This window comes from Pseudomonas sp. NFACC24-1 (assembly GCF_900115235.1).
Lineage (GTDB): Bacteria > Pseudomonadota > Gammaproteobacteria > Pseudomonadales > Pseudomonadaceae > Aquipseudomonas > Aquipseudomonas fluorescens_AA.
This window is the reverse complement of the sequence record NZ_FOVS01000001.1, coordinates 151,314-176,439: the sequence shown is the minus strand read 5'-3', so window position 1 is coordinate 176,439 and position 25,126 is coordinate 151,314. Positions and strand designations below refer to the sequence as shown.

Here is a 25,126-nt window from a genome sequence, read left to right as displayed (position 1 = left end):
CCCCAGCCCTCCGAAAACCACAGCGTTCACCACAAATCCCTGTGTGGGAGCGGGCTTGCTCGCGAAAGCGGTGTGTCAGTTTGCAGGATGTTGGTTGTGCTGACGCCTTCGCGAGCAAGCCCGCTCCCACCGGTTGATCTGCATTTTGATGGGTTTGCTTATATCCCCCCTGGGGGGATAGGATGGTGGCGTAAATTCATCGAAACCCAAGGCTCAAACCATGACTGAGCACGACCACGAACATCCCCACCAAAGCCATGCGGCGATCATCAAGCGTCTCAAGCGGGCGGACGGCCATTTGCGCAGCATCATCACGATGATCGAAGAGGGGCGAGAGTGCGTGGAGATTGCCCAGCAGTTGCATGCGGTTGAAAAAGCGGTGTGCCAGGCCAAACGAACGTTGATCCAGGATCACATCGATCACTGTCTGGAGGACACCGTTTCGTCGTTGAATAAAGGCGAGCGCGCGCCGCTGGAAGCCTTCAAGCAAATCACCAAGTACCTCTAGGCCTTACATGCCCAATTTTGCTGAATTGCTGCAACAGGGTGGCGCTCAGGCCTGGCTGTATTTTCCCAGCGCTATTTTGCTGGGGGCCTTGCATGGCCTGGAGCCGGGCCATTCGAAAACCATGATGGCGGCGTTTATCGTGGCGATCCGAGGTTCGGTCAAGCAGGCGGTGTTGCTGGGGCTGGCGGCGACGCTGTCCCACACTGCCGTGGTGTGGTTGGTCGCCATCGGCGGCATGTATCTGGGCCAGGGGCTCGATGCCGAAACCTCGGAACCTTATTTCCAACTGGCATCTTCTGCATTGATCATTGCCATCGCGCTGTGGATGCTGTGGCGAACCTGGCACGGCGAGCAGATATTCAAGTTCGCACAAGGGCATGACCATCATCACGATCACGATCACGATCACGATCACGATCACGACCATCACCACAAACACGAGCACCCCGAACCCAAAGGTCCGGCGTTGGCACTGGAGGGTTATCAGGACGCCCACGAACAGGCGCATGCCAACGACATCCGCAAGCGCTTCACCAACCGGGAGGTCACCACGGGCCAGATCATCCTGTTCGGGCTCACGGGCGGGCTGATTCCGTGTCCTGCCGCCATTACCGTCCTGTTGCTGTGCCTGCAAGTCAAAGCGGTCGCGCTGGGCGGCCTGCTTGTCCTGTGCTTCAGCATCGGCCTGGCGATGACCCTGGTGACCGTGGGGGCTGCGGCGGCCATTGGTGCAAGGCAGGCTTCCAATCGCTGGCCTTGGCTGGGCACCGTTGCTCGTCGGGCGCCTTACCTGTCCAGCGTGTTGATCATCGGCGTCGGTCTCTACGTGGGCGTCCACGGTTGGATCGGCTTGAGTACCTAGCCTCCACCGATCAGTTCGCATCCTCTGGCGCCGACTTCGCGACGCTGGGCCAGCAGCCCAGGCGCCCACCCTTCAAGCTGGGTATTGTGGGGGGGGCAGGCAGCCGCAACAGTGGACTTCCTGGCCAATGGGGTGGCCAATACGCCAGCGGGAAAGGCAGCCCCGCGGACGCAAAGCCAAAGCAGGCTGACAGGGCGACCGTTGGGCGCTTGAGTTTGGTGGCACATTGATGGCTTGATATGCTCTGGGTTTGTTATCCATCACGTTGGTTCATTGTGACAACAGAGCGAATTTCCCAATTAGAGCAAGCCCTTATGGCCGTGATCGCCGCAGCCGGGAAGATGGGCATCAGCCGCGATGAATTGTGCGCACAGGCCGTGGGCGGGCTGATATCCGATCCGTACTGGAGCTGGGCGGATACTCGATACGCGCAAGGCGCGGCTGACGAAATCGACAATGCCTTGAATTTACTGGTAGGAAGACCGGCCCAAGAACTGACGCTGCCGGTGCCCGGAAACGATCCAGCACTCGAATCAGCGCCGCAGATCTAGCGTGCTCTCCAATGAAAATGGGCGATCAAGGATCGCCCATCTGCGTTATAGGCCAAGACCTTCTTCTACCAGCGAGAGCAAGGCGTCTTCGTCCAGAGTGGCAGGTTCAGGGCGCTCTTGCCCTGTCGAGCGCAGGGCCTGGATATGCCAAAGCGATTCACCATGCTCGCCGAGTGTGCGCACGATGCAGTGGTCCTGCCCCTTCATATGGACTTCAATGCAGCCCTCTCCCTTGGCCGAGAAGCGCGCAATCGGGTCGAATGAAATGCGGCGATGATTGCCTTCGATCATCAGTTGGTCGATGGCGTAGTTGTACGTCGAACCGCTGGAATGACTTTCAAAGACGTGGGTGGGGTTGCGCCGAATGTCCAGGCCCGCCTCGCACACGGGAGCCAGCCAGGTTTCGATCTGGCGATACAGCTCGTAGACCTGGGCCGGCCAGTGCTCGATCGCCAGGTCGGCGCAGTTGTCGGTATCCGCACGGGTCTGCTGGGTCTTCCTCAGTTTGGCCGCTAGCTCGTCTGCCTTGCTCATGTCGATTCCCTGTCGTGATGATAGGTTGAGCTTAGCTGATGGGTAGGGGTGTTCATTTGCGCCAGGTCATGGGGGCTTGAAGCAAGCGCTTTCGGCACATGGAAGCATTGCCTGAGCGTTCTGTTCATTTCGGCAATGCTTAAATGGCCAAGGCGCTGATCACGTGTTTCGGATCATTATGAATCGCCCGCAGCAGCGCCTTAGCGGGGCCGGTAGGCTCGCGTCGTCCCTGCTCCCAGTTGCGAAGCGTGCCCAGTTGGACATCGATCAATGCTGCGAATTTGGCTTGGGTCAGGCCGGTAGCCTTGCGTATCTCTTTCACTTGCAACGCATCGACGATGAATTCCCGTGACGGCTGGCGCTCGCCTCGGACGATTTCATCCATCTGTTGTACGCTTTCCATCAGCTCATCGAAAAATTTGCTCATGGTTATCTCCAGTGCTCGACAATCAATTTCAATGCTTTTCGCTGATCAACAGTCAAGTCTTGCTGTTCATTTTTCGGATATATCATCAGTAACGCGATCCGCGAAGCATGGACGAAGTGGTAGTAGATCACCCTGGCCCCCCCCGTTTGCCATGGCCTTTGGCTGCGATACGAATCTTTCGGATCCCCCCGGTGGCTTCCATAACTTCACCAGCGGAAGGATTGCAGACCAGTATTTTCTGTAGGACAGCGAAATCATCGTCATCCATCAGTTCTTTGACCCGACGGGTAAAAATTGGAGTTTCAATAAAAATCATTGCTAATGTACGCCAGTGGCTTACTTTCGAGCAATCCTATTGAACCCCGCTCTCCGATGCACCCCGTGGGTTGTAACCAAATTCGGGGTGCCCGATGATCAAGGCAAGACGTAGACGAGCACCCACCATGCACATGACAGCTCTAAGCAATAACGACCTGGGACCCTTGCGCGATGCACTCACCCAAGCCGGGCTACCCGTGGACGACCTGACATATTCCGGTCGCCAGTTCTTCAGCTTCAACCACCAGGGTGTCGACGTGGGGTTTGCTGGCATCGAGGGGGAGGGGGCCGAGCGGTTGCTGCGCTCGTTGGTTGTCCTTGAGGGGCAGCGGGGGCGGGGGGCTGGGGTGGCGGTACTGGCCGCTGTCGAAGCGTTTGCGAGACGCGAGGGGGTGGAGCGGCTCCACCTCTTGACCGACAGCGCCGCGGCGTTTTTTTCCGGCCAGGGCTATCAGCAGGAGGATCGCTCGCTGGCGCCCGCGTCGATCAGCGCGACAGCCCAGTTCAAGACCTTGTGTCCGGCCTCGGCGACGTACCTGAGCAAGCGCCTCGTCTAGCGCAGCAAATGCACCGCCAACCCGGCCAGCCCGCACGCCAGTAACACCTGGATCACCCCGCGCTTGTAGCGAAACAGCGCCACCGCCGCCGCAATCGCGATGATCGCTGACGGCCAGTCCAGGGCACCTGCAAAACCGTTGGGCCAGAGCACGTGATAACCGAAGAAGCACGCCAGGTTGAGGATTACCCCGACCACCGCCGCGGTGATCGCGGTCAGCGGTGCGGTGAATTTCAACGCGTTGTGGGTCGACTCCACCAGCGGGCCGCCGGCCAGGATGAACAGGAAAGAGGGCAGGAACGTGAACCAGGTCACCAGCGTGGCCGCGACGGCCCCGGCGAGGAAGGTCTGTTCGGGACCGAACACCTGCATCACGTAACCTCCGACGAAACCGACGAAGGCCACGACCATGATCAGCGGGCCGGGCGTGGTTTCGCCCAGGGCCAGGCCATCGATCATTTGTGTCGGCGTCAGCCAGCCGAAGTGCCCGACGGCGCCTTGGTACACGTAGGGCAAGACCGCATAGGCGCCGCCGAAGGTCAGCAGCGCGGCCTTGGTAAAGAACCAGGCCATTTGCGTCAAGGTGCCGCTCCAGCCGAACACGACGGTCAGCAGGCCCATGGGCACCATCCACAACAGGGCACCGACGACCACGAGGCGGGTCAACCTGGCGGCGCTGAACCGGGCATGCTCCGGGGTTGGCGTGTCGTCGTCGATCAAGGCGGGACCGAAGGATTTGTGTTGGGTATCGTGACCGCCCAGGCTGAATTTTTCCGGTGCCCAGCGACCGCCGAAATAACCGATGGCAGCCGCACCCAGCACGATCAGCGGGAAGGGGAGATCAAGGGCGAAGATCGCGGTGAACGATGCCGCCGCGATCGCCCACAGCCAATTGTTCTTGAGTGCGCGGGAGCCGATCCGGTGGGCGGCATGCACCACGATGGCCGTCACGGCCGGTTTGATGCCATAGAAAATACCCGCCACCACCGGCACTTCGCCAAAGGCGATGTACAACCACGACAATGCGATAAGAATGAACAGCGACGGCAGGACGAATAACGCGCCGGCGATCACTCCACCCCAGCTTCGGTGCATCAACCAGCCCAGGTAAGTCGCCAATTGTTGGGCCTCAGGCCCCGGCAGCAACATGCAGTAATTGAGGGCATGCAGGAAGCGCCGCTCGGAAATCCAGCGCCGCCGTTCCACCAACTCCTGGTGCATGATCGAGATCTGCCCCGCTGGGCCGCCGAAACTGATGAAGCCCAGTTTGAGCCAGAACCAGAACGCCTCGCGCAGACTGACGGCGTCGGGGCGGGTCAGGGCCTGTTCATCATCGATTCGGTTCGGTTGGCTCATGGTCGACGGGGCACTTGCAAGTCAAAGGCGACCATACGTTATGGGGCGTTACGCAATTTAGATAGCCCCCAGGAAGGTTTGTTTGTAAAGAAGATCGGTAGCGAGGGTAGCTTGCCCCGTGTAGGAGCTGTCGAGTGCAACGAGGCTGCGATCTTGTCCCAAACAATTGAGTCGAAAGTGAACCATCAAAATCAAGATCAAAAGATCGCAGCCTTCGGCAGCTCCTACGACAGGCGGAGATTTCTTCGTTCTGAAGCGGGCTTTTTTACGGGCCCAGGGGCGGGCTTTTGGATCCACTCCAGCCACCCATCGGCTCCACTGCACAGGCAAATTGCCGCCTCACAAGCGGTAAGCTAAGCTCACGAATATTGGGGGTTATGCGCGAATTCGCGCATGCTTTGCCCTCTTCAGGAATTCGCTTGCCAATCTCCATCTACGATCCTTTTCATATCCCTGCCGGTGCCCTGAAACGCCTGCCGCTGCTCAAGGCTGCGGTTATGTTTATCGCGGCGGTGTGCCTGTGCCTGTGCGGTTTGCTTTACCTGCAGTTGGAGCAATCCCGCAGCCACGACGTGGAGTCGGCCCGCATCGCCTCGGCCACCCTTACCCGAGCCATGGCCCAGCAGGCCCAGGACACCTTCATCCAGGCCGATCTGGTCCTGGCCAGTCTGGCGGATTGGATCCAGGTCGACGGTTTGGGTCCTGCGGTTCAGCCACGCTTGCAGCAAACCTTTGCCCGTCGCGTGCAATCGCTTGAACAGCTGCATGGCCTGTTCCTGTTCGACAAGCGCGGTCATTGGGTCATTACCTCCTTTGAGGACCTGCACAGGGGGGCAGGGGTGGCGGATCGAGAGTATTTCGTTTTCCACCAGCAGAACGCCTCCCTGGTCCCCCATATCGGCCCGGCGATCCGCAGTCGGCAAAACGGTGAGTGGATCATCCCGGTTTCCAGGCGCTTGAATGACCGAGACGGCAACTTCCAGGGTGTGTTGCTGGCCGGCATCAAAATGTCCTACTTCGACCGGTTCTTCAAAAGCTTCAGCCTGGATGAGCAAGGCGAGATGGCCCTGGCGTTGTCTGACGGGACGCTGTTGGCCCGGCGCCCCTTCGATGAGGCGCGGATCGGCCGCCCGTTGGCCGAGGAACATATCTACGACCATGACCTCTCGGGAGGGGTGTCTGGCGATGCGATCATCCGTTCAGATGTCGACGGTGTCGTCAGGTTGTATGGGCATCAACATTTACAGGCTTATCCGTTGGTGGTCACCGCCGCGGTGTCCGAAGAGTCGATCCTGGCGGGCTGGCATGACCGGGCGTTCCAATCCAGCCTCATCGTGGGCCTGGTGGTCCTGGGCATTTGCTTGTTCGGCTGGGTCTTCGTGCGCCAGGTACGCAACAGCGAAAAGATCGAAGCGGACTTGCGCAAGGCGCAGGAGGCGTTGGAACTGATTGCCACCCATGACAGCCTCACCGGGCTGGCGAACCGGCGTCTGTTCGAACGGGCCCTGGACATCGAGTTCGGTCGGGGCGCTCGTCAGCGCAGTCCCTTGAGCCTGATCATGCTCGACATCGATTTTTTCAAACGCTACAACGACGCCTATGGGCACGTGGCCGGGGATCACTGCCTGGCGGAAGTGGCCAAGGTGCTCAAGAGCTGCTGCCATCGCAAGGCCGATCTGGCGGTACGGTATGGTGGCGAAGAGTTTGCGGTACTGCTGCCTGACACGAACCTTTCGGGGGCCATGGCGTTGGCCGAGCAGATCCGCCGAAGCGTCATCGACAAGCACATCACCCATTCCGGCTCCCCGACCGGCTTCCTCACGGTGAGCCTGGGCTGCTATGCCTTTGTGCCCAGCAGCCTGGACAACATCGAAGTCTTCATCCAGCGCGCTGATGCGGCGCTTTACCAGGCCAAGCACAGTGGCCGCAACCGGGTGGCGGTGTTATCGACAGAAAGCGGGCTCGATACGCTGGCGCGCTCGGATCGGTGAAACCGATGCAGGAGAACGGTCGGCCCTTACCGAAAACCGGCTCCTGAAGACCCGTTGCAACCACCGCGCCGGATTGACGGTCACAGCCAGTAACGTGACATTTCGAGTGCTGGGTCTATGAAAAACCTGTGGATCGCGACCTTCAATATCAATGGTATCCGGGCACGGCTGCCCAACCTGCTGGAATGGCTGGAGCGGGAAAAACCCGACATTGTCTGTTTGCAGGAGCTCAAGGCAGTGGACAAGGATTTCCCGGCGGCGGAGCTGGAGTCGGTGGGGTACGGGGCAATCTGGCACGGGCAGGCGTCCTGGAACGGTGTCGCGATCCTGGCCCGTGACGCGCAGCCGTTGGAGAGCCGCCGTGGCCTGCCCGGCGGGAATGACGACAGCCATAGTCGCTATCTGGAGGCGGCGGTGCACGGTGTGCTGGTGGGGTGCCTCTACCTGCCCAACGGCAATCCGCAACCGGGTCCCAAGTTCGACTACAAGTTGGCCTGGTTCGAACGGCTGATCGAATACGCTCAAGGGCTGCAGGCCAGTGACCATCCCGTGGTGCTCGCCGGTGACTACAATGTGGTGCCCACCGACATGGACATCTACAACCCGCGTTCCTGGCTCAAGGATGCGCTGTTGCAGCCCGAAAGCCGCGAGTGCTACCAGCGGTTGCTGGACCAGGGCTGGACCGATTCGCTGCGCCATCTGTATCCGGACGAGCGCCTCTATACCTTCTGGGATTATTTCCGCCAGCACTGGCAAAAGAACTCCGGGCTGCGCATCGATCATCTGCTGCTCAACCCGGTGGCCAGCGCCTACCTGAGCGAAGGCGGCGTGGATGCCTGGGTGCGGAACCAGCCCCACCCCAGCGACCATGCGCCCACCTGGATCCGGCTGGCTTCGCGTAAACGGCGCTGACGGGGCCGATTGTTGTCTCTGTGAGAGGAATGCCTTATACCTGCGCCCATGAGCCGTGCGCTCGTTGTGAACGCTGGCCGACCCCGGGAAAAGGACACCCTCATGAGTCATCCCCCACTGAGCGATACGACCCGTTATTTGCGGCGCCTGGGTTTCGACGCACCACCGGCGCCGACGCTCGACACCTTGCGTCAGCTGCAATGGCGCCATACCGCTGAATTCCCCTTTGAAACCCTGTCGACGTTGCTGCGCCAGCCCGTGCCCATCGACCTTGAATCGGTCGAGCGCAAGGTTTTTGAAGAGGGGCGTGGTGGCTATTGCTATGAACTCAACCAGCTATTCCTGGCGCTGTTGCAGGCATTGGGTTTCGATGCCCGCGGCATCACTGGGCGCGTGGTGATGAATGCGCCTGAGGGCGCCTGGCCTGCCCGGACCCATCGGCTGAGCCTGGTGACGATCGACGGTGTGCGCTACATCACCGACGTCGGTTTTGGCGGCATGGTGCCCACCGCGCCGCTGCTGCTGGACAGCCGTGAGACCCAGTTAACGCCCCATGAACCGTACCGCATCGAGACCCCTGCGGACGGCTATCTGTTGCGCGCCAACGTTGCTGGCGAATGGCGGCCGATGTACCTGTTCGACCTGCAACGCCAGGAAGACATCGACTACATCGTCGGCAATTGGTACGTCTGCAACCATCCGGAGTCGCCGTTCATGGGCCGGTTGATGGTGGCCCGCACGGGTGACGGATGGCGCAAGACCCTGAACGGCAACAGCTACGCTGTGCACCGCATAGGGCAGGAGAGCGAGCGGCGGGTGATCATCGATGCCGATGACTTGATCGATCTGCTGGAACAGGAATTCAGCCTGCGCGTACCGCCACGGGAGCTGTTGCGGCCCGCGCTCGTGGGGTTGCTCCAGGAATAAAAAGGCGGTTGGCCGTAGGCCTGTTCCGGATGTGCATGCTGTAAGTTGTATACAACTCTATGGACATTTGTCCTGAGTTTTGAATACAGTGTGCCCATAACAAAAAACAGGGAATCCCCGAACCATGAAAACGCCCCATGTTTCACTCCCACGGCCCGAGGACGAAAACCTCGGCGTCGGCGCGAATATGGCTTACGGCCTGCAACATGTGTTGACCATGTACGGTGGCATCGTCGCCGTACCGTTGATCATCGGCCAGGCGGCCGGGCTTTCGCCGGCGGACATCGGCCTGTTGATTGCCGCGTCATTGTTCGCAGGGGGCCTGGCCACGTTGTTGCAAACCCTCGGCCTGCCGTTTTTCGGCTGCCAGTTGCCCTTGGTGCAGGGCGTATCGTTTTCGGGCGTCGCGACCATGGTGGCGATTGTCGGCAGCGGCGGGGAAGGGGGCTTTCAAGCCATCCTCGGCGCGGTGATCGCAGCGTCGCTGATCGGTCTGCTGATCACCCCGGTGTTTTCACGCATCACCCGGTTCTTTCCCCCACTGGTCACTGGCATTGTGATCACCACCATCGGCCTGACCCTGATGCCGGTGGCGGCGCGTTGGGCGATGGGCGGCAACAGCCACGCCGCCGATTTTGGCAGCATGGCGAACATTGGTCTGGCCGCAGTGACCCTGGTTCTGGTGCTGCTGTTGAGCAAAATGGGCAGCGCAACCATCTCCCGGTTGTCGATTCTGTTGGCCATGGTCATGGGTACGGTCATTGCGGTGTTCCTCGGCATGGCGGACTTTTCATCGGTCAGCCAAGGCCCGATGTTCGGCTTCCCGACACCGTTCCATTTCGGTATGCCGACGTTCCATATCGCCGCGATCCTGTCGATGTGCATTGTGATCATGGTGACCCTGGTGGAAACCTCTGCCGACATCCTGGCGGTGGGCGAGATCATCGACACCAAAGTCGACTCCAGGCGCCTGGGTAACGGCTTGCGGGCTGACATGCTGTCGAGCATGATCGCGCCGATCTTCGGTTCCTTCACCCAGAGTGCCTTTGCCCAGAATGTCGGGCTGGTGGCCGTGACCGGAATCAAGAGCCGTTTCGTGGTGGCGACCGGTGGGGTGTTCCTGGTGGTGCTCGGCCTGTTGCCGTTCATGGGCCGGGTGATCGCCGCAGTGCCGACCTCGGTGCTGGGCGGTGCCGGTATCGTACTGTTCGGCACAGTGGCTGCCAGCGGCATCCGTACGCTGTCGAAAGTCGATTACCGCAACAACGTCAACCTGATCATCGTCGCCACCTCCATCGGCTTCGGCATGATTCCTATTGCCGCGCCGAACTTCTACGACCATTTCCCGAGTTGGTTCGCGACCATCTTTCATTCGGGCATCAGTTCTTCGGCAATCATGGCGATCGTGCTGAACCTGGCGTTCAACCACTTCACCGCGGGCAATTCCGACCAGCAGTCAGTCTTCGCCGCCGGCACCGAGCGGGTGTTGCGCTATCAGGACCTGGCGGCGCTGCGCGAAGGCGACTATTTCAGTGACGGCAAGCTGCATGATTGTGATGGCAACGAGATTCCCGTGGTGGAACCTGTTCACGAGCCGGTGGAGCATGGGCCGATCCGACTGAAAAGCAGCGAGCACGTCTGACAAATACGGTTTTTTCCTGCTGACATGAAAAAGCCTGTGATCAATGATCACAGGCTTTTTTTGTGCCGCCCGGGAGCCGGTTACCAGCGGCCGTAATGACCCCGGGGTGGGCCGTAGTAATAGCCCCGTGGTGGCCCGTAATACACCGGTGCCGGGCGATAGTAGATCGGTCGCTCTACATACACCGGTTGCGGCTGGTAGTAGACCGGTGGCGGGGCCTGGTAGTAGACCGGCTGCGGCTGGACATAGACCGGTTGCTGCACATACACCGGCCGATCACGGTTGATGATGGCTGAGCCAACGATGGCCGAACCGACGATGGCACCAAAAACGGCGGGCCCCTCCCAACCACCACGACCGTGGGCGGATGCCTGGCCGGTGACCGCGAGTGCCCCCATGAGCAGGGCGATGATGGGAAGTCTACGATTCATGGCTGTTCCTCGTTCCGGCCCCGGCGCCTGTGGTCTGCAACAGACCCGATGAGGGTCGCGGGGATACTTGCTATGACAGCGATTTTCTCAGGATTTGCGACGCCGTTGGGTAAATATTGTGTAAGGTCTGTAGCGCTTTTCTTGACCGCGCCGCGTCATCCTGCGGCCTGAGATCGGGCCGGGCCTAGCGGTACCATCATCGAATAGACTTTTGGCGACGGTGTTTCCGTCTGTCCGAAAGTGAATGCAAGGAGACACGCATGCAGATCAATCCCAACAAAGACACCCAACTGTGCATGTCGCTCTCGGGGCGTCCCGGAAACTTCGGCCTGCGCTTTCATAATCATTTGTATGAACAACTGGGCCTGAACTTCTATTACAAGGCGTTCAGCAGCCAGGACCTGCCTGGAGCGGTGGGTGGTATCCGCGCGCTGGGCATTCGCGGCTGCGGCGTGTCGATGCCGTTCAAGGAAGCCTGCATTGCCCTGGTGGACGAGTTGGATCCTTCCGCCGCCGCGATCCAGTCGATCAATACGATCGTCAATACCAACGGCCATCTGAAGGCCTACAACACGGACTACATCGCCATCGCCCAATTGCTGCAAAGCCATGCCGTGCCTCAGGATTCGACTTTTGCCCTGCGCGGCAGCGGTGGTATGGCCAAGGCTGTGGCCAGTGCCTTGCGCGATGGGGGCTACCAGAACGGGCTGATCGTTGCCCGCAATGAAGCCACCGGGCGAGCCCTGGCCGAGTCCTTGGGCTATGAATGGCAAGCGGAACTGGGGGCCCGGCGGCCGCAGATGCTGATCAACGTCACGCCGATCGGCATGACCGGCGGCCCGGAAGCCGATCAGTTGGCGTTTGAACCCGAGACCATCGCCGCGGCCGAGACCGTGTTCGATGTGGTGGCGATCCCGTCGGAAACGCCGCTGATCGTACGCGCCCGGGCCGAAGGCAAACGGGTCATCACCGGGTTGGAAGTCATTGCGATCCAGGCCCTGGAGCAGTTCGTGCTGTACACCGGTGTGCGGCCCAATCTGGAGCAATTCGAAAAAGCCGTGGCCTTCGCCCGGTCGGCGTAAGCGCTGCTATTCCAGCCGCGCCAGGCGTTCTTCCAGTGCCGCGATCCGCGCTTCGAGCTCCTCGATGCGTTCCAGCGAGACACCGCCGCCGGCGCCACGCTCCACCGGGTGCTGGCGGGCGGCGAGAATCGCTTCGATGTCCGCCGGGTCGCCCATGGCGTGTACATAGCGGTCTTCGCGCTGGCCGGCCTGGCGTGGCACCAGCAACGCCAGGCCGCGGGCGATCAGGCGTTCGAGCTGGTGCACCACTTGTTCGGCGTCTTCGAAGTCGTGCATCCGTCCGCTGCGGGTCAACAACTCATTGACCGTTTGCGGGCCACGCAGGAACAGCAGGCCCATCAGGACCACCTGGGCGGGTACCAGCTCCAGGGCTTTGTCGACCCGATGCTCCCAGCGGTCGGCGCGGCTGCCCATCACCAGCTTGGTGAAACCGCGACCTTCCAGCGCCCGCAGGCTCTGGCCGACCTGGCCCGGGTTGAGGTTCATTACCGGCTCGCGGCTGGTTTTCTGGTTGCAGGCCAGTACCAGGGCGTTGAGCGTCAACGGGTAGGTCTCGGGGTTGGTGGCCTGTTTCTCGACCAGCGCGCCGAGGATGCGGATTTCCGTGCTATTGAGCCGTGGTTCTTCAGCCTGCTGTTGTTCTTCGATGCTCATCGCGCGTTCCCTATGCTGTGGAAGCCGCCTAGCCTAATCCTTGCGCAATAAAAGACAAGCCGTGCAACAAGCCGTGGCTATAATCGCAGCCGTTTGATTCATTCTTTCCTGCCACCTGCATGAGATTGCCATGACTATTTCCCTGTACGCCGCTTCCGTCCCGGTTTTCAAGCAGATGCTCAACGCGTTGAGCGACGTTCTGAACAAGGCCGAAGCCCACGCCACCGCGAAGAACATCGACCCGAACGCTTTCCTGCAAGCCCGCCTGTACCCGGACATGTTCCCGCTGGTGCGCCAAGTGCAGATCGCGGTGGATTTCGCCAAGGGTGTATCCGCCCGCCTGGCCGAGGTCGAGGTGCCGAAGTATGAGGACAGCGAGACCACGTTCGCCGAGCTGCAAGCCCTGATCGCCAAGGTCTTGGCCTTTATCGACGGCATCAGCCCTGCGCAGATCGATGGCAAGGAAGGCATCGAAATCGTTACCCGCCCGGGCACGCCGAAGGAGAAGCGCTTCAGCGGCCAGAATTATCTGCTGACCTACGGCCTGCCGCAGTTCTTCTTCCACGTCACCACCACTTATGCCTTGCTGCGCCACAATGGCGTGGAAGTGGGCAAGCGCGACTACATGGGCGCGTTCTAACCCCGCAGGCATGAAAAAGCCCGGGACGGTGTGGGCCGTTCCCGGGCTTTTTTGTGGCTGTCAGTTACATCCTCGGCGCCGCTATCGCGAGCAAGCTCGCTCCCACAAAGGATTGGTGGCGTAGCGGCTATTGTGTGAGCGCCGTTGCCCCCGTGGGAGCTAGCCTGCTTGCGATGACAAGCCCACAGCCACGGCAATTGTCACGCCGTACGCGCGAGCTTCTCTTCCTCACCCAGGCACGCCGCCGCCGTGAACAGCACATCCGTCGACGAGTTCAACGCCGTCTCCGCCGAGTCCTGCAGGACACCGATGATGAAGCCCACCGCGACCACTTGCATGGCGATCTCACTGGGAATGCCAAACAGGCTGCACGCCAGGGGAATCAGCAACAGCGAACCGCCGGCCACCCCGGATGCACCGCACGCGCAAATCGCGGCGACAACGCTCAGCAGCACGGCGGTTGGCACGTCCACCACAATACCCAGGGTGTGCACGGCCGCCAGGGTCAGTACGGTGATGGTGATGGCGGCGCCGGCCATGTTGATGGTCGCGCCCAGGGGGATCGACACCGAATAGGTGTCTTCGTGCAGGCCCAGGCGTTTGCTCAGTTCCAGGTTCACCGGAATATTCGCCGCCGAACTGCGCGTGAAAAACGCCGTGATGCCACTTTCCCGCAGGCAGGTGAACACCAGTGGGTAAGGGTTGCGACGCAGTTTCCAGCACACGATGAGTGGGTTGACCACCAACGCCACGAACAGCATGCAACCGATCAGCACGGTGAGCAGGTGCAAGTACCCCAGCAGGGCGCCGAAGCCGGACGTGGCCAGGGTCGAGGCCACCAGCCCGAAAATCCCCAGCGGGGCGAAACGGATGACCAGGCGCACGATCACCGTCACGCCGTTGGACAGGTCTTCGAGCACGGTACGCGTGGTCTGGCCCGCATGACGAATGGCGATGCCCATGCCGATGGCCCAGGCCAGGATGCCGATGAAGTTACCGTCCATCAGCGCCCGGACCGGGTTATCCACCACGCTCAGCAGCAGGCTTTGCAGCACCTCGCTGATGCCACCGGGCGCCGTGACCGCGACGTCTTGGGCCGACAGCACCAGGCTGGACGGAAACAGCGTACTGGCAACCACCGCGACCACCGCTGCGGCGAAGGTGCCCAGCAGGTAGAGGAACAGGATGGGGCGGATATGGGTTTCCTGGCCGTGTTTGTGGTTGGCGATGGACGCCATGACCAGCACGAACACCAGAATCGGCGCCACGGCCTTGAGTGCGGACACGAAGACCTTGCCAATGAACGCGGTGGATTTCGCCAGGTCGGGCGCCAGCCATGCCAGGACAATACCGGCGATCAGGCCAATGATGATTTGCGTCACCAGGCTGGTGCGTTTGAGGCGTTGCAAAGGGGTAACGGACGAAGCTGTCATAGCGGCATCTCTGATTTTATTGTGTTCAACGGTCGACGAATCAGGCAACAAGCGGGCAGGCCACATGAGCGGACCGAGAGAAAGTACGGCATTTGCAGGCCGCGGACTTTATCACAGCCGATGAAAAATCTGACGGACCTGTGACAGTCCGTCACCCTTATCCGGGCCATGCCGAGCGTTTGTATGACGCACGCATTCTGTTAGGCTTTGTCGCTCTCACTTTCTTTCCGCCAGCGGGCCTCCGGCTAACGCTGGTGTCGTCGTTTTGCTGGAGTTCTGCATGTTGTTACCCATTTTCCTGTTGTCGGCCGCCGGTTTTACCGTGCTGACCACGGAATTCGTCATCGTTGGCCTGTTACCGTCCATTGCCCGCGACCTGCATGTCACCATTCCCCAGGCGGGGCTGCTGGTGACGTTGTTCGCGTTCACAGTAGCGGCCTTCGGGCCATTCCTGACGGCCTGGTTCGCTCGCTTCGAGCGGCGCAAGCTGTTTATCAGCGTGCTGGTGATGTTCGGCCTGGCCAACCTGCTGGCCACCTTCGCTCCCAACATCTGGGTGATGGCCATTGCCCGGTTGATCCCGGCCCTGGGCCTGCCGGTGTTCTGGGCGCTGGCCAGTGAAACGGCGGTGGACATTGTCGGGCCGCAGCTGGCCGGGCGGGCCATCGCCCGGATCGGTTTCGGCATCGTCTGCGCCACGGTGTTCGGCATTCCAGTGGGCACGTTGATTGCCGATGCGTTTGGCTGGCGCAGCGCGTTTGCGATCCTGGCGGTCATTGCCTTCGCCAAGGCCTTGTTGCTGTTTATCTATTTGCCGAAAACCAATTTGCACCAGCATCAGGTGAGCTTCCGCTCCCAGTTGAAGATCCTGCGCAGCCCACTGATGCAGGGGCACGTGCTGTTGTCGATCCTGGTGTTCAGCGGCATGTTCACCGCCTACACCTATCTGGCGGACATCCTCGAGCGCCTCGCCGGATTCGATGGCACCCTGGTGGGCTGGTGCCTGATGGGCTTTGGTGCAGTCGGGCTACTGGGCAATTCCCTGGGCGGCCGTGCGGTGGACCGGCATCCGTTGATTGCGTCGATGGTGTTCTGCCTGTTCCTGATCGGCGGCATGGTGGCGTTGGTGCCGAGCATTCATTCGCCCCTCGCGCTGGCGGCGGCGATGGGCATCTGGGGCGTGACCCAGGCCGCGTTGTTCCTGGTCAGTCATGTGCGGCTGATGAAGGCGGCCCCGCAGGCGCCGGCGTTTGCCGCCTCGTTGAACATTGCCGGGGCCAACCTGGGGATTGGCCTGGGGGCGATGGTCGGTGGCCGAGTCATCGATAACCTGGGCCTGGGCAGTGTCGGCTTCGCGGCAGCCGGGTTCATCTTTGTATCGATTCTGCTGGCGTTGCTGCTGATGACCGTCAAGCCCCGCGCGACTTGCATGGATGGTTAAGCGCTGAACAGCTCGCGACGCGCACCTTCGGCAATCGCAACGATGCCGGGGTGGCTGACCTTGCGCTCCACGGAAATGGCGTAAAAGGATTCACTCACCGCATCGGTCTGGCCGATCACTTCTACGCCGTATTGGCGCTTGACCTCTTCGGCGATCACGCTCGGGCCAATGAAAATCCCGCTGCCGGATTGACCGAAGGCTTGCATCAGCGCGCTGTCGTCGAATTCGCCGACGATGCGCGGCTGGATCTGTTGTTCGGCGAACCAGCGTTGCAGGCGGCTGCGCACCACGGTCTCCGGCCCGGGAATCAGCAGCGGAGCGTCATTCAGGCCATGGGGGAAGTCCTGTCCGTAGCGTTCGGCCAGCGCGGCGGTGGCGAAAAAACTGATCCCGCATTCCCCCAGTTTCTGGCTGTAGCCCTTGATGTCCAGGTGAGTCGGCATCGGGCTGTCGGAAATCACCAGGTCCAGGCGCTGGATCGCCAGGTCCGCCAGTAGCCGTTCGAGCTTGTCCTCGCGACAGGTGATGCGCAGCGGCTCACTCAACTCCATGGTCGGCGCCAGCAGTCGATAGACGATGGATTTGGGCACTACATCCGCCACCCCGACCCGGAACAGGGTTTGTTGTTCGTTGGGCTGGGCCCGCAGCATGAGTTCCAGTTCACCGCCCAACTGGAACATGTGTTCGGCGTAGGGGAGCGTCTGGCGGCCGGCTTCGGTCAGTTCCAACTGCCGCCCGACACGACGAAACAACTTGATGTTATACGTCTGCTCGAACAGGGAAATCTGGCCGCTGATGGTCTGTGGCGTCAGGTTCAACTGCTCGCACGCGCGCACGATGCTGCCGGTTTTCGCCACCACCCAGAAGTAATGCAGTTGTCGATAATTGAGCATGGGATCACATTGCTTCGTAAAAACCGAAGTATAACCGCTGAAAATACGAATTTTCCTGAAGTATTCGCGTCTCTAGAATGCCTCGCCATTGGTGGGCCACTTTTTGCGCTCCTTTTATCTCCCAAGAGGCATTCATTCCATGACATACAAATCCCTGGGGCTGGCAGCCCTGTTGGTGATGTCCGTAACGACACTGGCGGGTTGTGAACAGGCTGAAAAAAGTGCCCAGCAACTGATGGGACAGGCAGCGGAAACCGCCAAGCAGGCCATCGACGACACCCACAAGGCCGCCGAACAGGCGATCAGCGAAGCCACCGGTGGCTTGATCAGCCCGAAGAAAGAGCCAGCGGACGAAGCTGACGAAACACAAACACCTACCAAAACCATCTAACGCGTCACATCAGTCAGGACTGACCCATGGATTATCTTTTACAGCTCGCCGCCAGCCCCACCGCGTGGATTGCCCTGGCGACTCTGGTCGTGATGGAAATCGTGCTTGGCATCGATAACCTGATCTTCATTTCGATTCTGACCAACAAGCTGCCCGTACAGCATCGTGCCAAGGCGCGGCGGATCGGTATCGGCATGGCACTGATCCTGCGCCTGGGCTTGTTGAGCACCATTGCCTTTATTGTGCAGTTGACCGAACCGGTCATCGAAATCCTGGGCCAGGCATTCTCCTGGAAAGACATGATCCTGATCGCCGGTGGCCTGTTCCTGCTGTGGAAAGCGACCACTGAAATCCACCACAGCATGGATCCTGCGCCAAATGATCCCAAATCGGCCACGTCCGGCGTGACCCTGGGCTTTGCCGCGGCCATCGGTCAGATCCTGATGTTGGACCTGGTGTTTTCCATCGACAGCATCATCACCGCCGTGGGCATGACCGAGCATTTGCCGATCATGATCATCGCCGTCGTCGTATCGGTGCTGGTGATGCTGTTGGCGGCTGAACCGCTCGCCAAGTTCATCAATGACAACCCGACGGTAGTCATGCTGGCCCTGGGCTTCCTGATCATGATCGGCATGACGCTGATCGCCGAAGGCTTCGGCGCCCATGTACCGAAAGGCTATATCTATGCGGCCATGGCGTTCTCGGCGGCGATCGAGGTGTTGAACATGTTGTCCCGTCGGGCCAAGGAAAAGGCGCTGGCCGACAACGCCTGATTCCAGGCAGACAGAAACCCCCCGGGTCCAGGCCCGGGTGGCTTTTTTTATTTGAGCGTTATGGGTTTGAACGTGAAGGGTCAGTGTGCGGCGGCGTGGCGTCGGGCAGGTTTGGCGGCTTTTTCCGATGGCGCAGGTGGCGCATGATGATGGCGCCGAGCGATTCGAAGCACTCCCCACAGCATGGCCGTGGCTACGCTCAGCCAGCCGAATATCAGCATCAGGATTGTCGTGGTCAGGCTCATTCGTGCCTCCTTCTATCCCCGGTTCGGGATATCGCACCCAGTACAATGGACAGTCTAGTCGCTCAAGTGTTGCAACTGATCGATCCATGGCGTCGGGGTTCGGATCTGTTCGTTCTATTGCCGCTGTAAAACGATGGTTATGGCTATACCCAGGGCTGTGCGCACCTTATGATCGTCGGCCCAAGCCCGGCCCGGATACCGGGTGCCTGAACAAGAGAGTCGTCATGTCGCCGGTCATTTCATCGTTTCGATCACTGGTACTGGCGGTGTCCTGCCTCGTTGCCCTGGCGGGTTGCGCGGGCAGCGTATCGCCGCAGATCCAGCGCCTGCCCGAGCGGGTGGAGCTCAATAGCGTGCCGTTCTACCGTGGCGAAATGTACCAGGGGGCTCCGCAGTCCCTGGCCGCCTTGCTGACGTTGCAAGGCACTGTCATCACCCCGGGGCTGCTGGAAAAACCATTGCACCTGCCCGGTGGCGAAGCCGGTTTGCAGCAGAATATGCCCACCCTGGCGCGGGAGTACGGGTTGCTGGTGTATCCCCTGGACGCCAAGCTGCCTGCGCTGTTGGAGCAGGTCGCGGCGGGCTATCCGGTGCTGGTGCGCTATATCGACGGTTCGGCGTTCTGGGCCGCGCCTCGGTATGGGATTCTCGCCGGCTACAACCGTCAGAAGCAGACGGTGTTGCTGCGTGCAGGCATGAACCGGCGGCAGTTGATGAGCTTCAGTGCCTTCGAGTCGGCCTTCCAGAGCGCCGGCGGTTGGGCGGTGCTGCTCCAGCGACCCACGCAGCTTCCCGCCAATGTCGACGCGCAGCGTTGGCTGAAAGCGGCGGCTGATCTGGGGGGCGAAGGGCAGGAACAAGCCGCAGCGCGGGCCACCAAGGCCCTGGGCGCTGCACATTGATCAAGCGCTCCGTTCGTCACTTGCCGGGCACGACCCGGCGGGCTTGAGGCTCCTATCGTCAGGGTTGGGCATTTTTCCGCCCGTGATTGGAGGAGGCAAGCATGGCACAGTCGAAAACACCTTCGGGGCCGCATTCATCAGAGCATTCCAGCGGTGATGACCTGGGGTTCGATCCGGATTCGCCGGACCTTGAGGATCCTCAGGTCGACCCGGTAGGGCCGGCCAAGGCGCCCCTGGACAAGAAGGATGAGCGCAAGCCCAAGCCCTATGATCCGCTGGGGGACTTGAAGCCATAAGTAACCTGTGGGAGCAAAGCTTGCTCGCGATGGCGGCAGACCAGTCAACGGCATTGTCGACTGGCTCATCCCTATCGCGAGCAAGCGTTGCTCCCACAGGTTTAGTGCCGTTGAATTATTTGGAGGCTTCCACCACGCCACTCTGGCGGCTCTTGAGATTCTTGGCGGCCTTGTATTGCAGGGCCACCGCGGGCACGGCGGCGCTTTTTCCGGTTTCCACCCAGCTACGAATCCGGCTGGCATCGGCGAAGTGTGTGTACTTGCCAAAGGCGTCGAGGATCACCAGCGCCATCGGGCGATTGCCCATTTTCGTCACCAGCACCAGGCAGTGGCCGGCCTGGTTGGTGAAGCCAGTCTTGGTCAACTGGATATCCCAGTTGGCCTTGTGGACCAGGTGGTCGGTGTTGCGAAATCCCAGGCTGTACACAGGCTTGCGGAAAGTAACGGTCTTTTCCTTGGTCGTACTCAGTTCGCTCAGCAGTGGGTACTTGCGGGCGGCGATCAACAGCTTGGTCAGGTCCCGGGCGGTGGAGACGTTGTTGATCGACAGGCCCGTGGGTTCGACGTAATGGGTGCTGGTCATGCCCAGTGCCTTGGCCTTGGCGTTCATGGCGGCAATGAATGCCGCATAGCCGCCCGGATAGTGGTGGGCGAGGCTGGCGGCGGCGCGGTTTTCCGAAGACATCAGGGCGATCAGCAGTACGTCCCGGCGCGACAGTTCGCTGTTGAGCTTGACCCGGGAAAACACACCCTTCATCTCTGGGGTGTTGGCGATGGTGATGGAAATGTATTCATCCAGGTTCTGTTTGGCATCCAGCACAATCAGGCCGGTCATCAACTTGGTCACCGAAGCGATGGGCACCACCACGTCCGGGTTGCTGGAATAAACGACTTTATCGGTCTGCAGGTCCAGCAGCATCGCGCTGCCCGAGGCCACTTGCAGCTTGGCCGAATCCCGAGGGGCCGCGATGGTTTCCTGTGCAACGGCATTGTGCGTGATGAAGGGGCCTGTGAAAGCGATGAACAGGCTGATGATCGAAAGACGGATTTTCACGCGAGTAGACTCGATGGAGTTGAAGGTGCCGTTGAGCAACGACTTTTAAAGAAAACGTCGCATTTTAGGAGTATGGGCGATAGCAGCGCTATATGCCTGTATCGCCAAGGCTTGTGAATAAATAAAGTTTAATGAAGGGCGATTCTGGCGAATCGAATCTGAAAATTTTGTAGTTTGCGCGATCGATACCTGGCGGCTAAGTCCGGGTCCCGGAAACACCTGTGGGAGCGAGCCCGCTTGCGATGGCAGTGTGTCAGTCAACTTGGATGTTGGCCGGTCCACCGCTATCGCGAGCAAGCTCGCTCCCACAGGGTCTTTGTTGGCGCGTCTATCAGCTATGCAGCGTCTCGGCCGCGTACAACGTGTTTTCCAGCAGGCAGGCCCGGGTCATCGGGCCTACGCCGCCGGGTACCGGGGTGATCCAGCCAGCGCGGGGCAGGGCGGTCTCGTAGACCACGTCGCCCACCAGCTTGCCGTCGTCCTGGCGATTGATGCCCACGTCGATGACGATGGCGCCTTCCTTGATCCACTCACCCCTGACCAGCCCGGGTTTGCCGGCGGCCACCACCACCAGGTCGGCACGGCCGACATGCCCGGCCAGGTCCTTGGTGAAGCGATGGGTCACGGTCACGGTGCAGCCGGCCAGCAGCAACTCCATGGCCATCGGACGGCCGACGATGTTGGACGCCCCCACCACCACGGCATCGAGGCCATACAGGTCCACGCCAGTGCTTTCCAGCAAGGTCATGATGCCTTTGGGGGTGCAGGGGCGAAGCAGTGGGATGCGCTGGGCCAGGCGGCCGACGTTATAAGGATGGAAACCGTCGACGTCTTTGTCCGGGCGGATACGCTCCAGCAACTTGGAGGCGTCGAGGTGTTCAGGCAGCGGCAACTGGAGCAGAACACCGTCGATGTTCGGATCGTCGTTCAGGCGGTCGATCAGATCGGCCAACGCTTGCTGGGTGGTTTCGGAAGGCAGGTCGTAGGCCTGGGAAAGGAAGCCGACCTCTTCACAGTCTTTACGCTTGTGCGAGACATAAACCTGAGAGGCAGGATCGCTGCCGACCAGGATCACCGCAAGGCCGGGCGTGCGCAGACCTTGCTGGCGGCGCTCGGTGACTCGTTGGGCGATCTGCTGGCGCAGGCTGGCGGCGATCGATTTGCCGTCGATAAGTTGTGCAGTCATTGCGCGTGGTTAACCATCGAGAGGGGAAAAAAAGAGAACGCATTCTCGCATGCCGGGGCGTGAGGGCAAAGGCGCTTGGTCTGCAAATTCCCCTAACCCCTTTAATTAAATGAATTTTTTTTAAAAAAGAGTTGACGACCTATCAGGCCGTCTATAACATTCGTCGCACTTGTCGGGCACAGCCTAGCACTGGTTAAGAAGGTGGAGCGGAGTTGGTTGTTTCAACTCGGCAAAACTGAAAGCACTTAGTTTGTAATCGTCCAAGAATACAGATTAAAAAGGCGCCCGTAGCTCAGCTGGATAGAGCATCCGCCTTCTAAGCGGATGGTCGCAGGTTCGAGTCCTGCCGGGTGCGCCAATTAGGCAGCTTTGGCACAAGTAAGGCAACAAGGCAATATGGTGGGCGTAGCTCAGTTGGTAGAGCACGGGATTGTGACTCCCGTTGTCGTGGGTTCGATCCCCATCGTCCACCCCATATTCTAGAAAGGCGCCAGATCTAACAATCTGGCGCCTTTGCTTTAAAAGCTTGATACGCGGATGTGGTGGAATTGGTAGACACACTGGATTTAGGTTCCAGCGCCGCAAGGTGTGAGAGTTCGAGTCTCTCCGTCCGCACCATACAAGTGGCTATTTAAATAGCAGAAAACGGCGCAGTACCTGAAAGGGGCTGCGCCGTTTTTGTTTTTGGTGGTTCTGTGTTTGGCGTCGGTGCTGTTTTTGCGGTTGTGCGCAGCGGTCGGTTTGTCGCGAATGTGTTTCGTGATGATGCGCGGTATGCCCGTTGGTCTCCTTGGTGGGGCGGGGCGCTGCGTGACCGGACAAGCCGCTTCTATATATAGAAGCGTTGGCGCAGAGCCTTGGACTGAATCGACTGTATTTGCAATCCGGGTGGGGCATGACTGTTTGCCCCATCCTAAATCCGGCGCCTGTTTCCAGCGCGTTTTCAGTAGGGTGACTTCTTGAGTTTGACCTACTAGAATGCATGCCCTTGATTCTGGGGTCGGAAACGCCCGGCCAACGTCTGTGCAACGAGGAATATCCATGCAAGTTTCTGTTGAAAATACTTCTGCTCTTGAGCGCCGCATGAGCATCACCGTGCCGGCTGAGCGCATCGAGACTCAGGTCAACAAGCGTCTGCAGCAGACTGCCCAAAAGGCCAAAATCCCAGGTTTCCGCCCAGGCAAAGTGCCAATGAGCGTGATCCGTCAGCGTTACGAAGCTGATGCGCGTCAGGAAGCCGTGGGCGACGTGATCCAGTCTTCGTTCTACGAAGCGGTCGTCGAGCAGAAGCTGAACCCGGCTGGCGCACCGTCCGTCGAGCCTAAAGTGCTGGAAAAAGGCAAGGACCTGGAGTTCGTCGCCACGTTCGAAGTGTTCCCGGAGTTCACGGTTGCCGGTTTCGAGTCCATCGCTGTCGAGCGCCTGAGCGCTGACGTGTCGGATGCGGACCTGGACAAGATGCTGGACATCCTGCGCAAGCAGAACACCCGTTTCGAAGTGACCGAGCGCGCTGCCCAGAACGAAGACCAACTGAACATCGATTTCGTCGGCAAGGTCGACGGTGAAGTGTTCGCTGGCGGCTCCGCCAAGGCTACCCAGCTGGTACTGGGCTCCGGTCGCATGATTCCTGGCTTCGAAGACGGCCTGGTTGGCGCCAAGGCCGGTGAAGAGCGCGTTCTGAACGTGACCTTCCCCGAGGATTACCAGAACCTGGACCTGGCTGGCAAAGCCGCCGAGTTCACCGTGACCGTCAACAGCGTTTCCGAGCCGAAACTGCCTGAGCTGAACGAAGAGTTCTTCGCCCAGTTCGGTATCAAGGAAACCGGTCTGGAAGGTTTCCGCACCGAAGTTCGCAAGAACATGGAGCGCGAGTTGCGCCAGGCCATCAAGTCCAAGGTCAAGAACCAGGTCATGGACGGTCTGCTGGCCTCCAACCCGATCGAAGTGCCAAAGGCCTTGCTGGACAACGAAGTGAACCGTCTGCGCGTGCAGGCTGTTCAGCAGTTCGGCGGCAACATCAAGCCGGACCAACTGCCGGCCGAGCTGTTCGAAGAGCAAGCCAAGCGTCGCGTCGTGCTGGGCCTGATCGTGGCCGAAGTGGTCAAGCAGTTCGAGCTCAAGCCTGACGAAGCCCGCGTTCGTGAGCTGATCCAGGAAATGGCCTCGGCCTATCAAGAGCCTGAGCAAGTCGTGTCCTGGTACTACAAGAACGACCAGCAACTGAACGAAGTCCGTTCGGTTGTGCTGGAAGAACAAGTTGTGGATACTGTTCTGCAGAAAGCTAGCGTGACCGATAAAGCGGTCTCTTACGAAGAAGCGGTCAAGCCGGTGGAAGCTCCACAAGCCGATTGATGGTTCTGCGGTAAGAAATAAACACCCATAAGCCAGCCTTCGTGCTGGCTTATGCGTATTCAAGACATAACTATTTGGGAGTGACTGCGAGACATGTCCCGCAATTCTTTTTATCAGCAGAGCTCTGACATCCAGGCCGCAGGCGGCCTGGTCCCGATGGTTATCGAGCAGTCCGCCCGCGGCGAACGTGCCTATGACATCTACTCGCGTCTGCTCAAGGAACGCGTCATCTTCCTGATCGGCCCCGTTGAAGACTACATGGCCAACCTGGTCGCGGCGCAGCTGTTGTTCCTTGAAGCGGAAAACCCGGACAAGGATATCCATCTGTACATCAACTCACCTGGCGGTTCGGTGACTGCGGGCATGTCGATCTACGACACCATGCAGTTCATCAAGCCTGACGTTTCCACCATCTGCATCGGTCAGGCCTGCAGCATGGGGGCCTTCCTGCTGGCCGGCGGCGCAGCGGGCAAGCGTCACTGCCTGCCCAACTCGCGGATGATGATTCACCAGCCGTTGGGTGGCTTCCAGGGCCAGGCGTCGGATATCGACATCCATGCCAAGGAAATCCTCCACATTCGTTCGCGCCTGAATTCGTTGCTGGCCCATCACACCGGCCAGAGCCTCGAAACCATTGAGCGCGATACCGAACGTGACAACTTCATGAGCGCCGAGCGTGCAGCCGAATACGGCCTGATCGACTCTGTGATCAACAAGCGTCAAATGCCTGCCTAAGCCGCTCAAAATGCAGGTGGTTGGGATGACC

27 protein-coding genes, 3 tRNA genes and 1 pseudogene are annotated in these 25,126 nt (G+C 60.0%); 20 read left to right on the top strand and 11 right to left on the bottom strand.

Annotation, left to right across the window (positions count from 1 at the left end; all coding sequences use genetic code 11):
- The first annotated feature begins 220 nt into the window (after nt 1–220).
- From BM317_RS00825 to BM317_RS00815, 3 genes are all read left to right on the top strand, one after another.
- Nucleotides 221–508, top strand: a complete 288-nt coding sequence (locus tag BM317_RS00825) for a metal-sensing transcriptional repressor (RefSeq protein WP_092166499.1) — start codon at nt 221–223, stop codon at nt 506–508.
- Between the two features lie 7 nt (nt 509–515).
- Nucleotides 516–1,370: a nickel/cobalt efflux protein RcnA gene (locus BM317_RS00820; RefSeq protein WP_092166498.1), complete on the top strand. Its 855-nt coding sequence runs from the start codon at nt 516–518 to the stop codon at nt 1,368–1,370.
- A gap of 314 nt (nt 1,371–1,684) precedes the next feature.
- Complete coding sequence (locus tag BM317_RS00815; protein WP_177344100.1) at nt 1,685–1,921, top strand: hypothetical protein; 237 nt, start codon at nt 1,685–1,687, stop codon at nt 1,919–1,921.
- Nucleotides 1,922–1,966: 45 nt separating this feature from the next.
- On the opposite strand, the gene BM317_RS00810 is transcribed toward BM317_RS00815, so the two are convergent.
- From BM317_RS00810 to BM317_RS30935, 3 genes and pseudogenes are all read right to left on the bottom strand, one after another.
- Nucleotides 1,967–2,455 (bottom strand): hypothetical protein, encoded by a 489-nt coding sequence (locus tag BM317_RS00810; RefSeq protein ID WP_092472711.1) that lies wholly within the window; start codon nt 2,453–2,455, stop codon nt 1,967–1,969.
- Nucleotides 2,456–2,594: 139 nt separating this feature from the next.
- Nucleotides 2,595–2,882: a helix-turn-helix domain-containing protein gene (locus BM317_RS00805; protein ID WP_092472709.1), complete on the bottom strand. Its 288-nt coding sequence runs from the start codon at nt 2,880–2,882 to the stop codon at nt 2,595–2,597.
- A gap of 2 nt (nt 2,883–2,884) precedes the next feature.
- Nucleotides 2,885–3,198, bottom strand: a pseudogene (locus BM317_RS30935) (type II toxin-antitoxin system RelE/ParE family toxin).
- A 127-nt stretch (nt 3,199–3,325) separates the two neighbouring features.
- On the opposite strand from BM317_RS30935, the gene arsN2 reads away from it, so the two are divergent.
- Entirely contained in the window at nt 3,326–3,757 is a 432-nt protein-coding gene (gene arsN2 / locus BM317_RS00795; RefSeq protein WP_092166495.1) for an arsenic resistance N-acetyltransferase ArsN2, read from the top strand.
- On the opposite strand, the gene chrA is transcribed toward arsN2, so the two are convergent.
- Nucleotides 3,754–5,112, bottom strand: a complete 1,359-nt coding sequence (gene chrA / locus BM317_RS00790) for a chromate efflux transporter (protein WP_092472707.1) — start codon at nt 5,110–5,112, stop codon at nt 3,754–3,756. The two genes, arsN2 and chrA, sit on opposite strands and share 4 nt — an antisense overlap.
- 419 nt (nt 5,113–5,531) lie before the next feature.
- Here chrA and BM317_RS00785 point away from each other — a divergent pair, with 419 nt between their 5' ends.
- The 4 genes from BM317_RS00785 (at nt 5,532) to BM317_RS00770 (ending at nt 10,584) form a co-directional block, all read left to right on the top strand.
- Complete coding sequence (locus BM317_RS00785; protein ID WP_092166493.1) at nt 5,532–7,103, top strand: sensor domain-containing diguanylate cyclase; 1,572 nt, start codon at nt 5,532–5,534, stop codon at nt 7,101–7,103.
- 117 nt (nt 7,104–7,220) lie between these two features.
- On the top strand, nt 7,221–8,015 hold the full coding sequence (gene xth, locus BM317_RS00780) for an exodeoxyribonuclease III (RefSeq protein ID WP_092472705.1): 795 nt from the start codon (nt 7,221–7,223) through the stop codon (nt 8,013–8,015).
- A 102-nt stretch (nt 8,016–8,117) separates the two neighbouring features.
- Complete coding sequence (locus BM317_RS00775; protein WP_092166485.1) at nt 8,118–8,942, top strand: arylamine N-acetyltransferase family protein; 825 nt, start codon at nt 8,118–8,120, stop codon at nt 8,940–8,942.
- A 124-nt stretch (nt 8,943–9,066) separates the two neighbouring features.
- On the top strand, nt 9,067–10,584 hold the full coding sequence (locus BM317_RS00770) for a nucleobase:cation symporter-2 family protein (RefSeq protein WP_092166483.1): 1,518 nt from the start codon (nt 9,067–9,069) through the stop codon (nt 10,582–10,584).
- Nucleotides 10,585–10,664: 80 nt separating this feature from the next.
- Here BM317_RS00770 and BM317_RS00765 read toward each other — a convergent pair whose 3' ends face one another.
- Entirely contained in the window at nt 10,665–11,015 is a 351-nt protein-coding gene (locus tag BM317_RS00765) for a hypothetical protein (RefSeq protein ID WP_063322141.1), read from the bottom strand.
- Between the two features lie 260 nt (nt 11,016–11,275).
- Here BM317_RS00765 and BM317_RS00760 point away from each other — a divergent pair, with 260 nt between their 5' ends.
- Nucleotides 11,276–12,097, top strand: coding sequence for a shikimate 5-dehydrogenase (locus BM317_RS00760; protein ID WP_092472703.1), 822 nt, complete (start codon nt 11,276–11,278; stop codon nt 12,095–12,097).
- 6 nt (nt 12,098–12,103) lie between these two features.
- On the opposite strand, the gene BM317_RS00755 is transcribed toward BM317_RS00760, so the two are convergent.
- Nucleotides 12,104–12,751, bottom strand: coding sequence for a YceH family protein (locus BM317_RS00755; protein WP_053120815.1), 648 nt, complete (start codon nt 12,749–12,751; stop codon nt 12,104–12,106).
- Nucleotides 12,752–12,881: 130 nt separating this feature from the next.
- Here BM317_RS00755 and BM317_RS00750 point away from each other — a divergent pair, with 130 nt between their 5' ends.
- On the top strand, nt 12,882–13,391 hold the full coding sequence (locus tag BM317_RS00750; protein ID WP_060738333.1) for a DUF1993 domain-containing protein: 510 nt from the start codon (nt 12,882–12,884) through the stop codon (nt 13,389–13,391).
- A 200-nt stretch (nt 13,392–13,591) separates the two neighbouring features.
- On the opposite strand, the gene sstT is transcribed toward BM317_RS00750, so the two are convergent.
- Entirely contained in the window at nt 13,592–14,824 is a 1,233-nt protein-coding gene (sstT, locus tag BM317_RS00745) for a serine/threonine transporter SstT (RefSeq protein WP_092176388.1), read from the bottom strand.
- A gap of 280 nt (nt 14,825–15,104) precedes the next feature.
- Here sstT and BM317_RS00740 point away from each other — a divergent pair, with 280 nt between their 5' ends.
- On the top strand, nt 15,105–16,265 hold the full coding sequence (locus tag BM317_RS00740) for an MFS transporter (RefSeq protein ID WP_072405360.1): 1,161 nt from the start codon (nt 15,105–15,107) through the stop codon (nt 16,263–16,265).
- Here BM317_RS00740 and nhaR read toward each other — a convergent pair.
- Nucleotides 16,262–17,158 (bottom strand): transcriptional activator NhaR, encoded by an 897-nt coding sequence (gene nhaR / locus BM317_RS00735; RefSeq protein WP_092472701.1) that lies wholly within the window; start codon nt 17,156–17,158, stop codon nt 16,262–16,264. The two genes, BM317_RS00740 and nhaR, sit on opposite strands and share 4 nt — an antisense overlap.
- A gap of 139 nt (nt 17,159–17,297) precedes the next feature.
- Here nhaR and BM317_RS00730 point away from each other — a divergent pair, with 139 nt between their 5' ends.
- Nucleotides 17,298–17,549 carry a hypothetical protein gene (locus BM317_RS00730; protein WP_092176397.1) on the top strand — a complete coding sequence of 84 codons (252 nt, stop codon included), beginning with the start codon at nt 17,298–17,300 and terminating at the stop codon, nt 17,547–17,549.
- Between the two features lie 26 nt (nt 17,550–17,575).
- A complete protein-coding gene (locus BM317_RS00725) occupies nt 17,576–18,325 on the top strand; it encodes a TerC family protein (RefSeq protein ID WP_060738328.1) in 750 nt (249 codons plus the stop codon).
- A gap of 80 nt (nt 18,326–18,405) precedes the next feature.
- Here BM317_RS00725 and BM317_RS30660 read toward each other — a convergent pair whose 3' ends face one another.
- Nucleotides 18,406–18,570 carry a hypothetical protein gene (locus tag BM317_RS30660; RefSeq protein WP_170842391.1) on the bottom strand — a complete coding sequence of 55 codons (165 nt, stop codon included), beginning with the start codon at nt 18,568–18,570 and terminating at the stop codon, nt 18,406–18,408.
- A 224-nt stretch (nt 18,571–18,794) separates the two neighbouring features.
- Between BM317_RS30660 and BM317_RS00720 the strand changes: the two genes are divergently transcribed.
- Complete coding sequence (locus BM317_RS00720) at nt 18,795–19,472, top strand: hypothetical protein (RefSeq protein ID WP_092176401.1); 678 nt, start codon at nt 18,795–18,797, stop codon at nt 19,470–19,472.
- Nucleotides 19,473–19,573: 101 nt separating this feature from the next.
- Complete coding sequence (locus BM317_RS00715) at nt 19,574–19,768, top strand: DUF6021 family protein (protein WP_092176405.1); 195 nt, start codon at nt 19,574–19,576, stop codon at nt 19,766–19,768.
- Between the two features lie 115 nt (nt 19,769–19,883).
- Here the strand turns inward: BM317_RS00715 and pbpG are convergent, their stop codons facing one another.
- Nucleotides 19,884–20,822, bottom strand: a complete 939-nt coding sequence (gene pbpG, locus BM317_RS00710; RefSeq protein WP_060738325.1) for a D-alanyl-D-alanine endopeptidase — start codon at nt 20,820–20,822, stop codon at nt 19,884–19,886.
- A gap of 331 nt (nt 20,823–21,153) precedes the next feature.
- Nucleotides 21,154–22,008 (bottom strand): bifunctional methylenetetrahydrofolate dehydrogenase/methenyltetrahydrofolate cyclohydrolase FolD, encoded by an 855-nt coding sequence (gene folD, locus BM317_RS00705; RefSeq protein WP_053120836.1) that lies wholly within the window; start codon nt 22,006–22,008, stop codon nt 21,154–21,156.
- 281 nt (nt 22,009–22,289) lie between these two features.
- Between folD and BM317_RS00700 the strand changes: the two genes are divergently transcribed.
- The 5 genes from BM317_RS00700 (at nt 22,290) to clpP (ending at nt 25,095) form a co-directional block, all read left to right on the top strand.
- A tRNA-Arg gene (locus BM317_RS00700) sits at nt 22,290–22,366 on the top strand.
- Nucleotides 22,367–22,407: 41 nt separating this feature from the next.
- Nucleotides 22,408–22,483 (top strand) — tRNA-His (locus BM317_RS00695).
- 58 nt (nt 22,484–22,541) lie between these two features.
- Nucleotides 22,542–22,626, top strand: a tRNA-Leu gene (locus BM317_RS00690).
- A 423-nt stretch (nt 22,627–23,049) separates the two neighbouring features.
- A complete protein-coding gene (gene tig / locus BM317_RS00685; protein ID WP_060738324.1) occupies nt 23,050–24,360 on the top strand; it encodes a trigger factor in 1,311 nt (436 codons plus the stop codon).
- A gap of 93 nt (nt 24,361–24,453) precedes the next feature.
- Nucleotides 24,454–25,095, top strand: a complete 642-nt coding sequence (gene clpP, locus BM317_RS00680; protein WP_003183177.1) for an ATP-dependent Clp endopeptidase proteolytic subunit ClpP — start codon at nt 24,454–24,456, stop codon at nt 25,093–25,095.
- The last annotated feature ends 31 nt before the right edge of the window (nt 25,096–25,126 follow it).

What these genes read in the sequence shown, in the direction of transcription:
- BM317_RS00825 (WP_092166499.1), top strand. Translation starts at nt 221, where the DNA reads ATGACTGAGCACGACCACGAACATCCCCACCAAAGCCATGCGGCGATC.
- BM317_RS00820 (WP_092166498.1), top strand. Translation starts at nt 516, where the DNA reads ATGCCCAATTTTGCTGAATTGCTGCAACAGGGTGGCGCTCAGGCCTGG.
- BM317_RS00815 (WP_177344100.1), top strand. Translation starts at nt 1,685, where the DNA reads ATGGCCGTGATCGCCGCAGCCGGGAAGATGGGCATCAGCCGCGATGAA.
- BM317_RS00810 (WP_092472711.1), bottom strand. Translation starts at nt 2,455, where the DNA reads ATGAGCAAGGCAGACGAGCTAGCGGCCAAACTGAGGAAGACCCAGCAG.
- BM317_RS00805 (WP_092472709.1), bottom strand. Translation starts at nt 2,882, where the DNA reads ATGAGCAAATTTTTCGATGAGCTGATGGAAAGCGTACAACAGATGGAT.
- arsN2 (WP_092166495.1), top strand. Translation starts at nt 3,326, where the DNA reads ATGCACATGACAGCTCTAAGCAATAACGACCTGGGACCCTTGCGCGAT.
- chrA (WP_092472707.1), bottom strand. Translation starts at nt 5,112, where the DNA reads ATGAGCCAACCGAACCGAATCGATGATGAACAGGCCCTGACCCGCCCC.
- xth (WP_092472705.1), top strand. Translation starts at nt 7,221, where the DNA reads ATGAAAAACCTGTGGATCGCGACCTTCAATATCAATGGTATCCGGGCA.
- BM317_RS00775 (WP_092166485.1), top strand. Translation starts at nt 8,118, where the DNA reads ATGAGTCATCCCCCACTGAGCGATACGACCCGTTATTTGCGGCGCCTG.
- BM317_RS00770 (WP_092166483.1), top strand. Translation starts at nt 9,067, where the DNA reads ATGAAAACGCCCCATGTTTCACTCCCACGGCCCGAGGACGAAAACCTC.
- BM317_RS00765 (WP_063322141.1), bottom strand. Translation starts at nt 11,015, where the DNA reads ATGAATCGTAGACTTCCCATCATCGCCCTGCTCATGGGGGCACTCGCG.
- BM317_RS00760 (WP_092472703.1), top strand. Translation starts at nt 11,276, where the DNA reads ATGCAGATCAATCCCAACAAAGACACCCAACTGTGCATGTCGCTCTCG.
- BM317_RS00755 (WP_053120815.1), bottom strand. Translation starts at nt 12,751, where the DNA reads ATGAGCATCGAAGAACAACAGCAGGCTGAAGAACCACGGCTCAATAGC.
- BM317_RS00750 (WP_060738333.1), top strand. Translation starts at nt 12,882, where the DNA reads ATGACTATTTCCCTGTACGCCGCTTCCGTCCCGGTTTTCAAGCAGATG.
- sstT (WP_092176388.1), bottom strand. Translation starts at nt 14,824, where the DNA reads ATGACAGCTTCGTCCGTTACCCCTTTGCAACGCCTCAAACGCACCAGC.
- BM317_RS00740 (WP_072405360.1), top strand. Translation starts at nt 15,105, where the DNA reads ATGTTGTTACCCATTTTCCTGTTGTCGGCCGCCGGTTTTACCGTGCTG.
- nhaR (WP_092472701.1), bottom strand. Translation starts at nt 17,158, where the DNA reads ATGCTCAATTATCGACAACTGCATTACTTCTGGGTGGTGGCGAAAACC.
- BM317_RS00730 (WP_092176397.1), top strand. Translation starts at nt 17,298, where the DNA reads ATGACATACAAATCCCTGGGGCTGGCAGCCCTGTTGGTGATGTCCGTA.
- BM317_RS00725 (WP_060738328.1), top strand. Translation starts at nt 17,576, where the DNA reads ATGGATTATCTTTTACAGCTCGCCGCCAGCCCCACCGCGTGGATTGCC.
- BM317_RS30660 (WP_170842391.1), bottom strand. Translation starts at nt 18,570, where the DNA reads ATGAGCCTGACCACGACAATCCTGATGCTGATATTCGGCTGGCTGAGC.
- BM317_RS00720 (WP_092176401.1), top strand. Translation starts at nt 18,795, where the DNA reads ATGTCGCCGGTCATTTCATCGTTTCGATCACTGGTACTGGCGGTGTCC.
- BM317_RS00715 (WP_092176405.1), top strand. Translation starts at nt 19,574, where the DNA reads ATGGCACAGTCGAAAACACCTTCGGGGCCGCATTCATCAGAGCATTCC.
- folD (WP_053120836.1), bottom strand. Translation starts at nt 22,008, where the DNA reads ATGACTGCACAACTTATCGACGGCAAATCGATCGCCGCCAGCCTGCGC.
- tig (WP_060738324.1), top strand. Translation starts at nt 23,050, where the DNA reads ATGCAAGTTTCTGTTGAAAATACTTCTGCTCTTGAGCGCCGCATGAGC.
- clpP (WP_003183177.1), top strand. Translation starts at nt 24,454, where the DNA reads ATGTCCCGCAATTCTTTTTATCAGCAGAGCTCTGACATCCAGGCCGCA.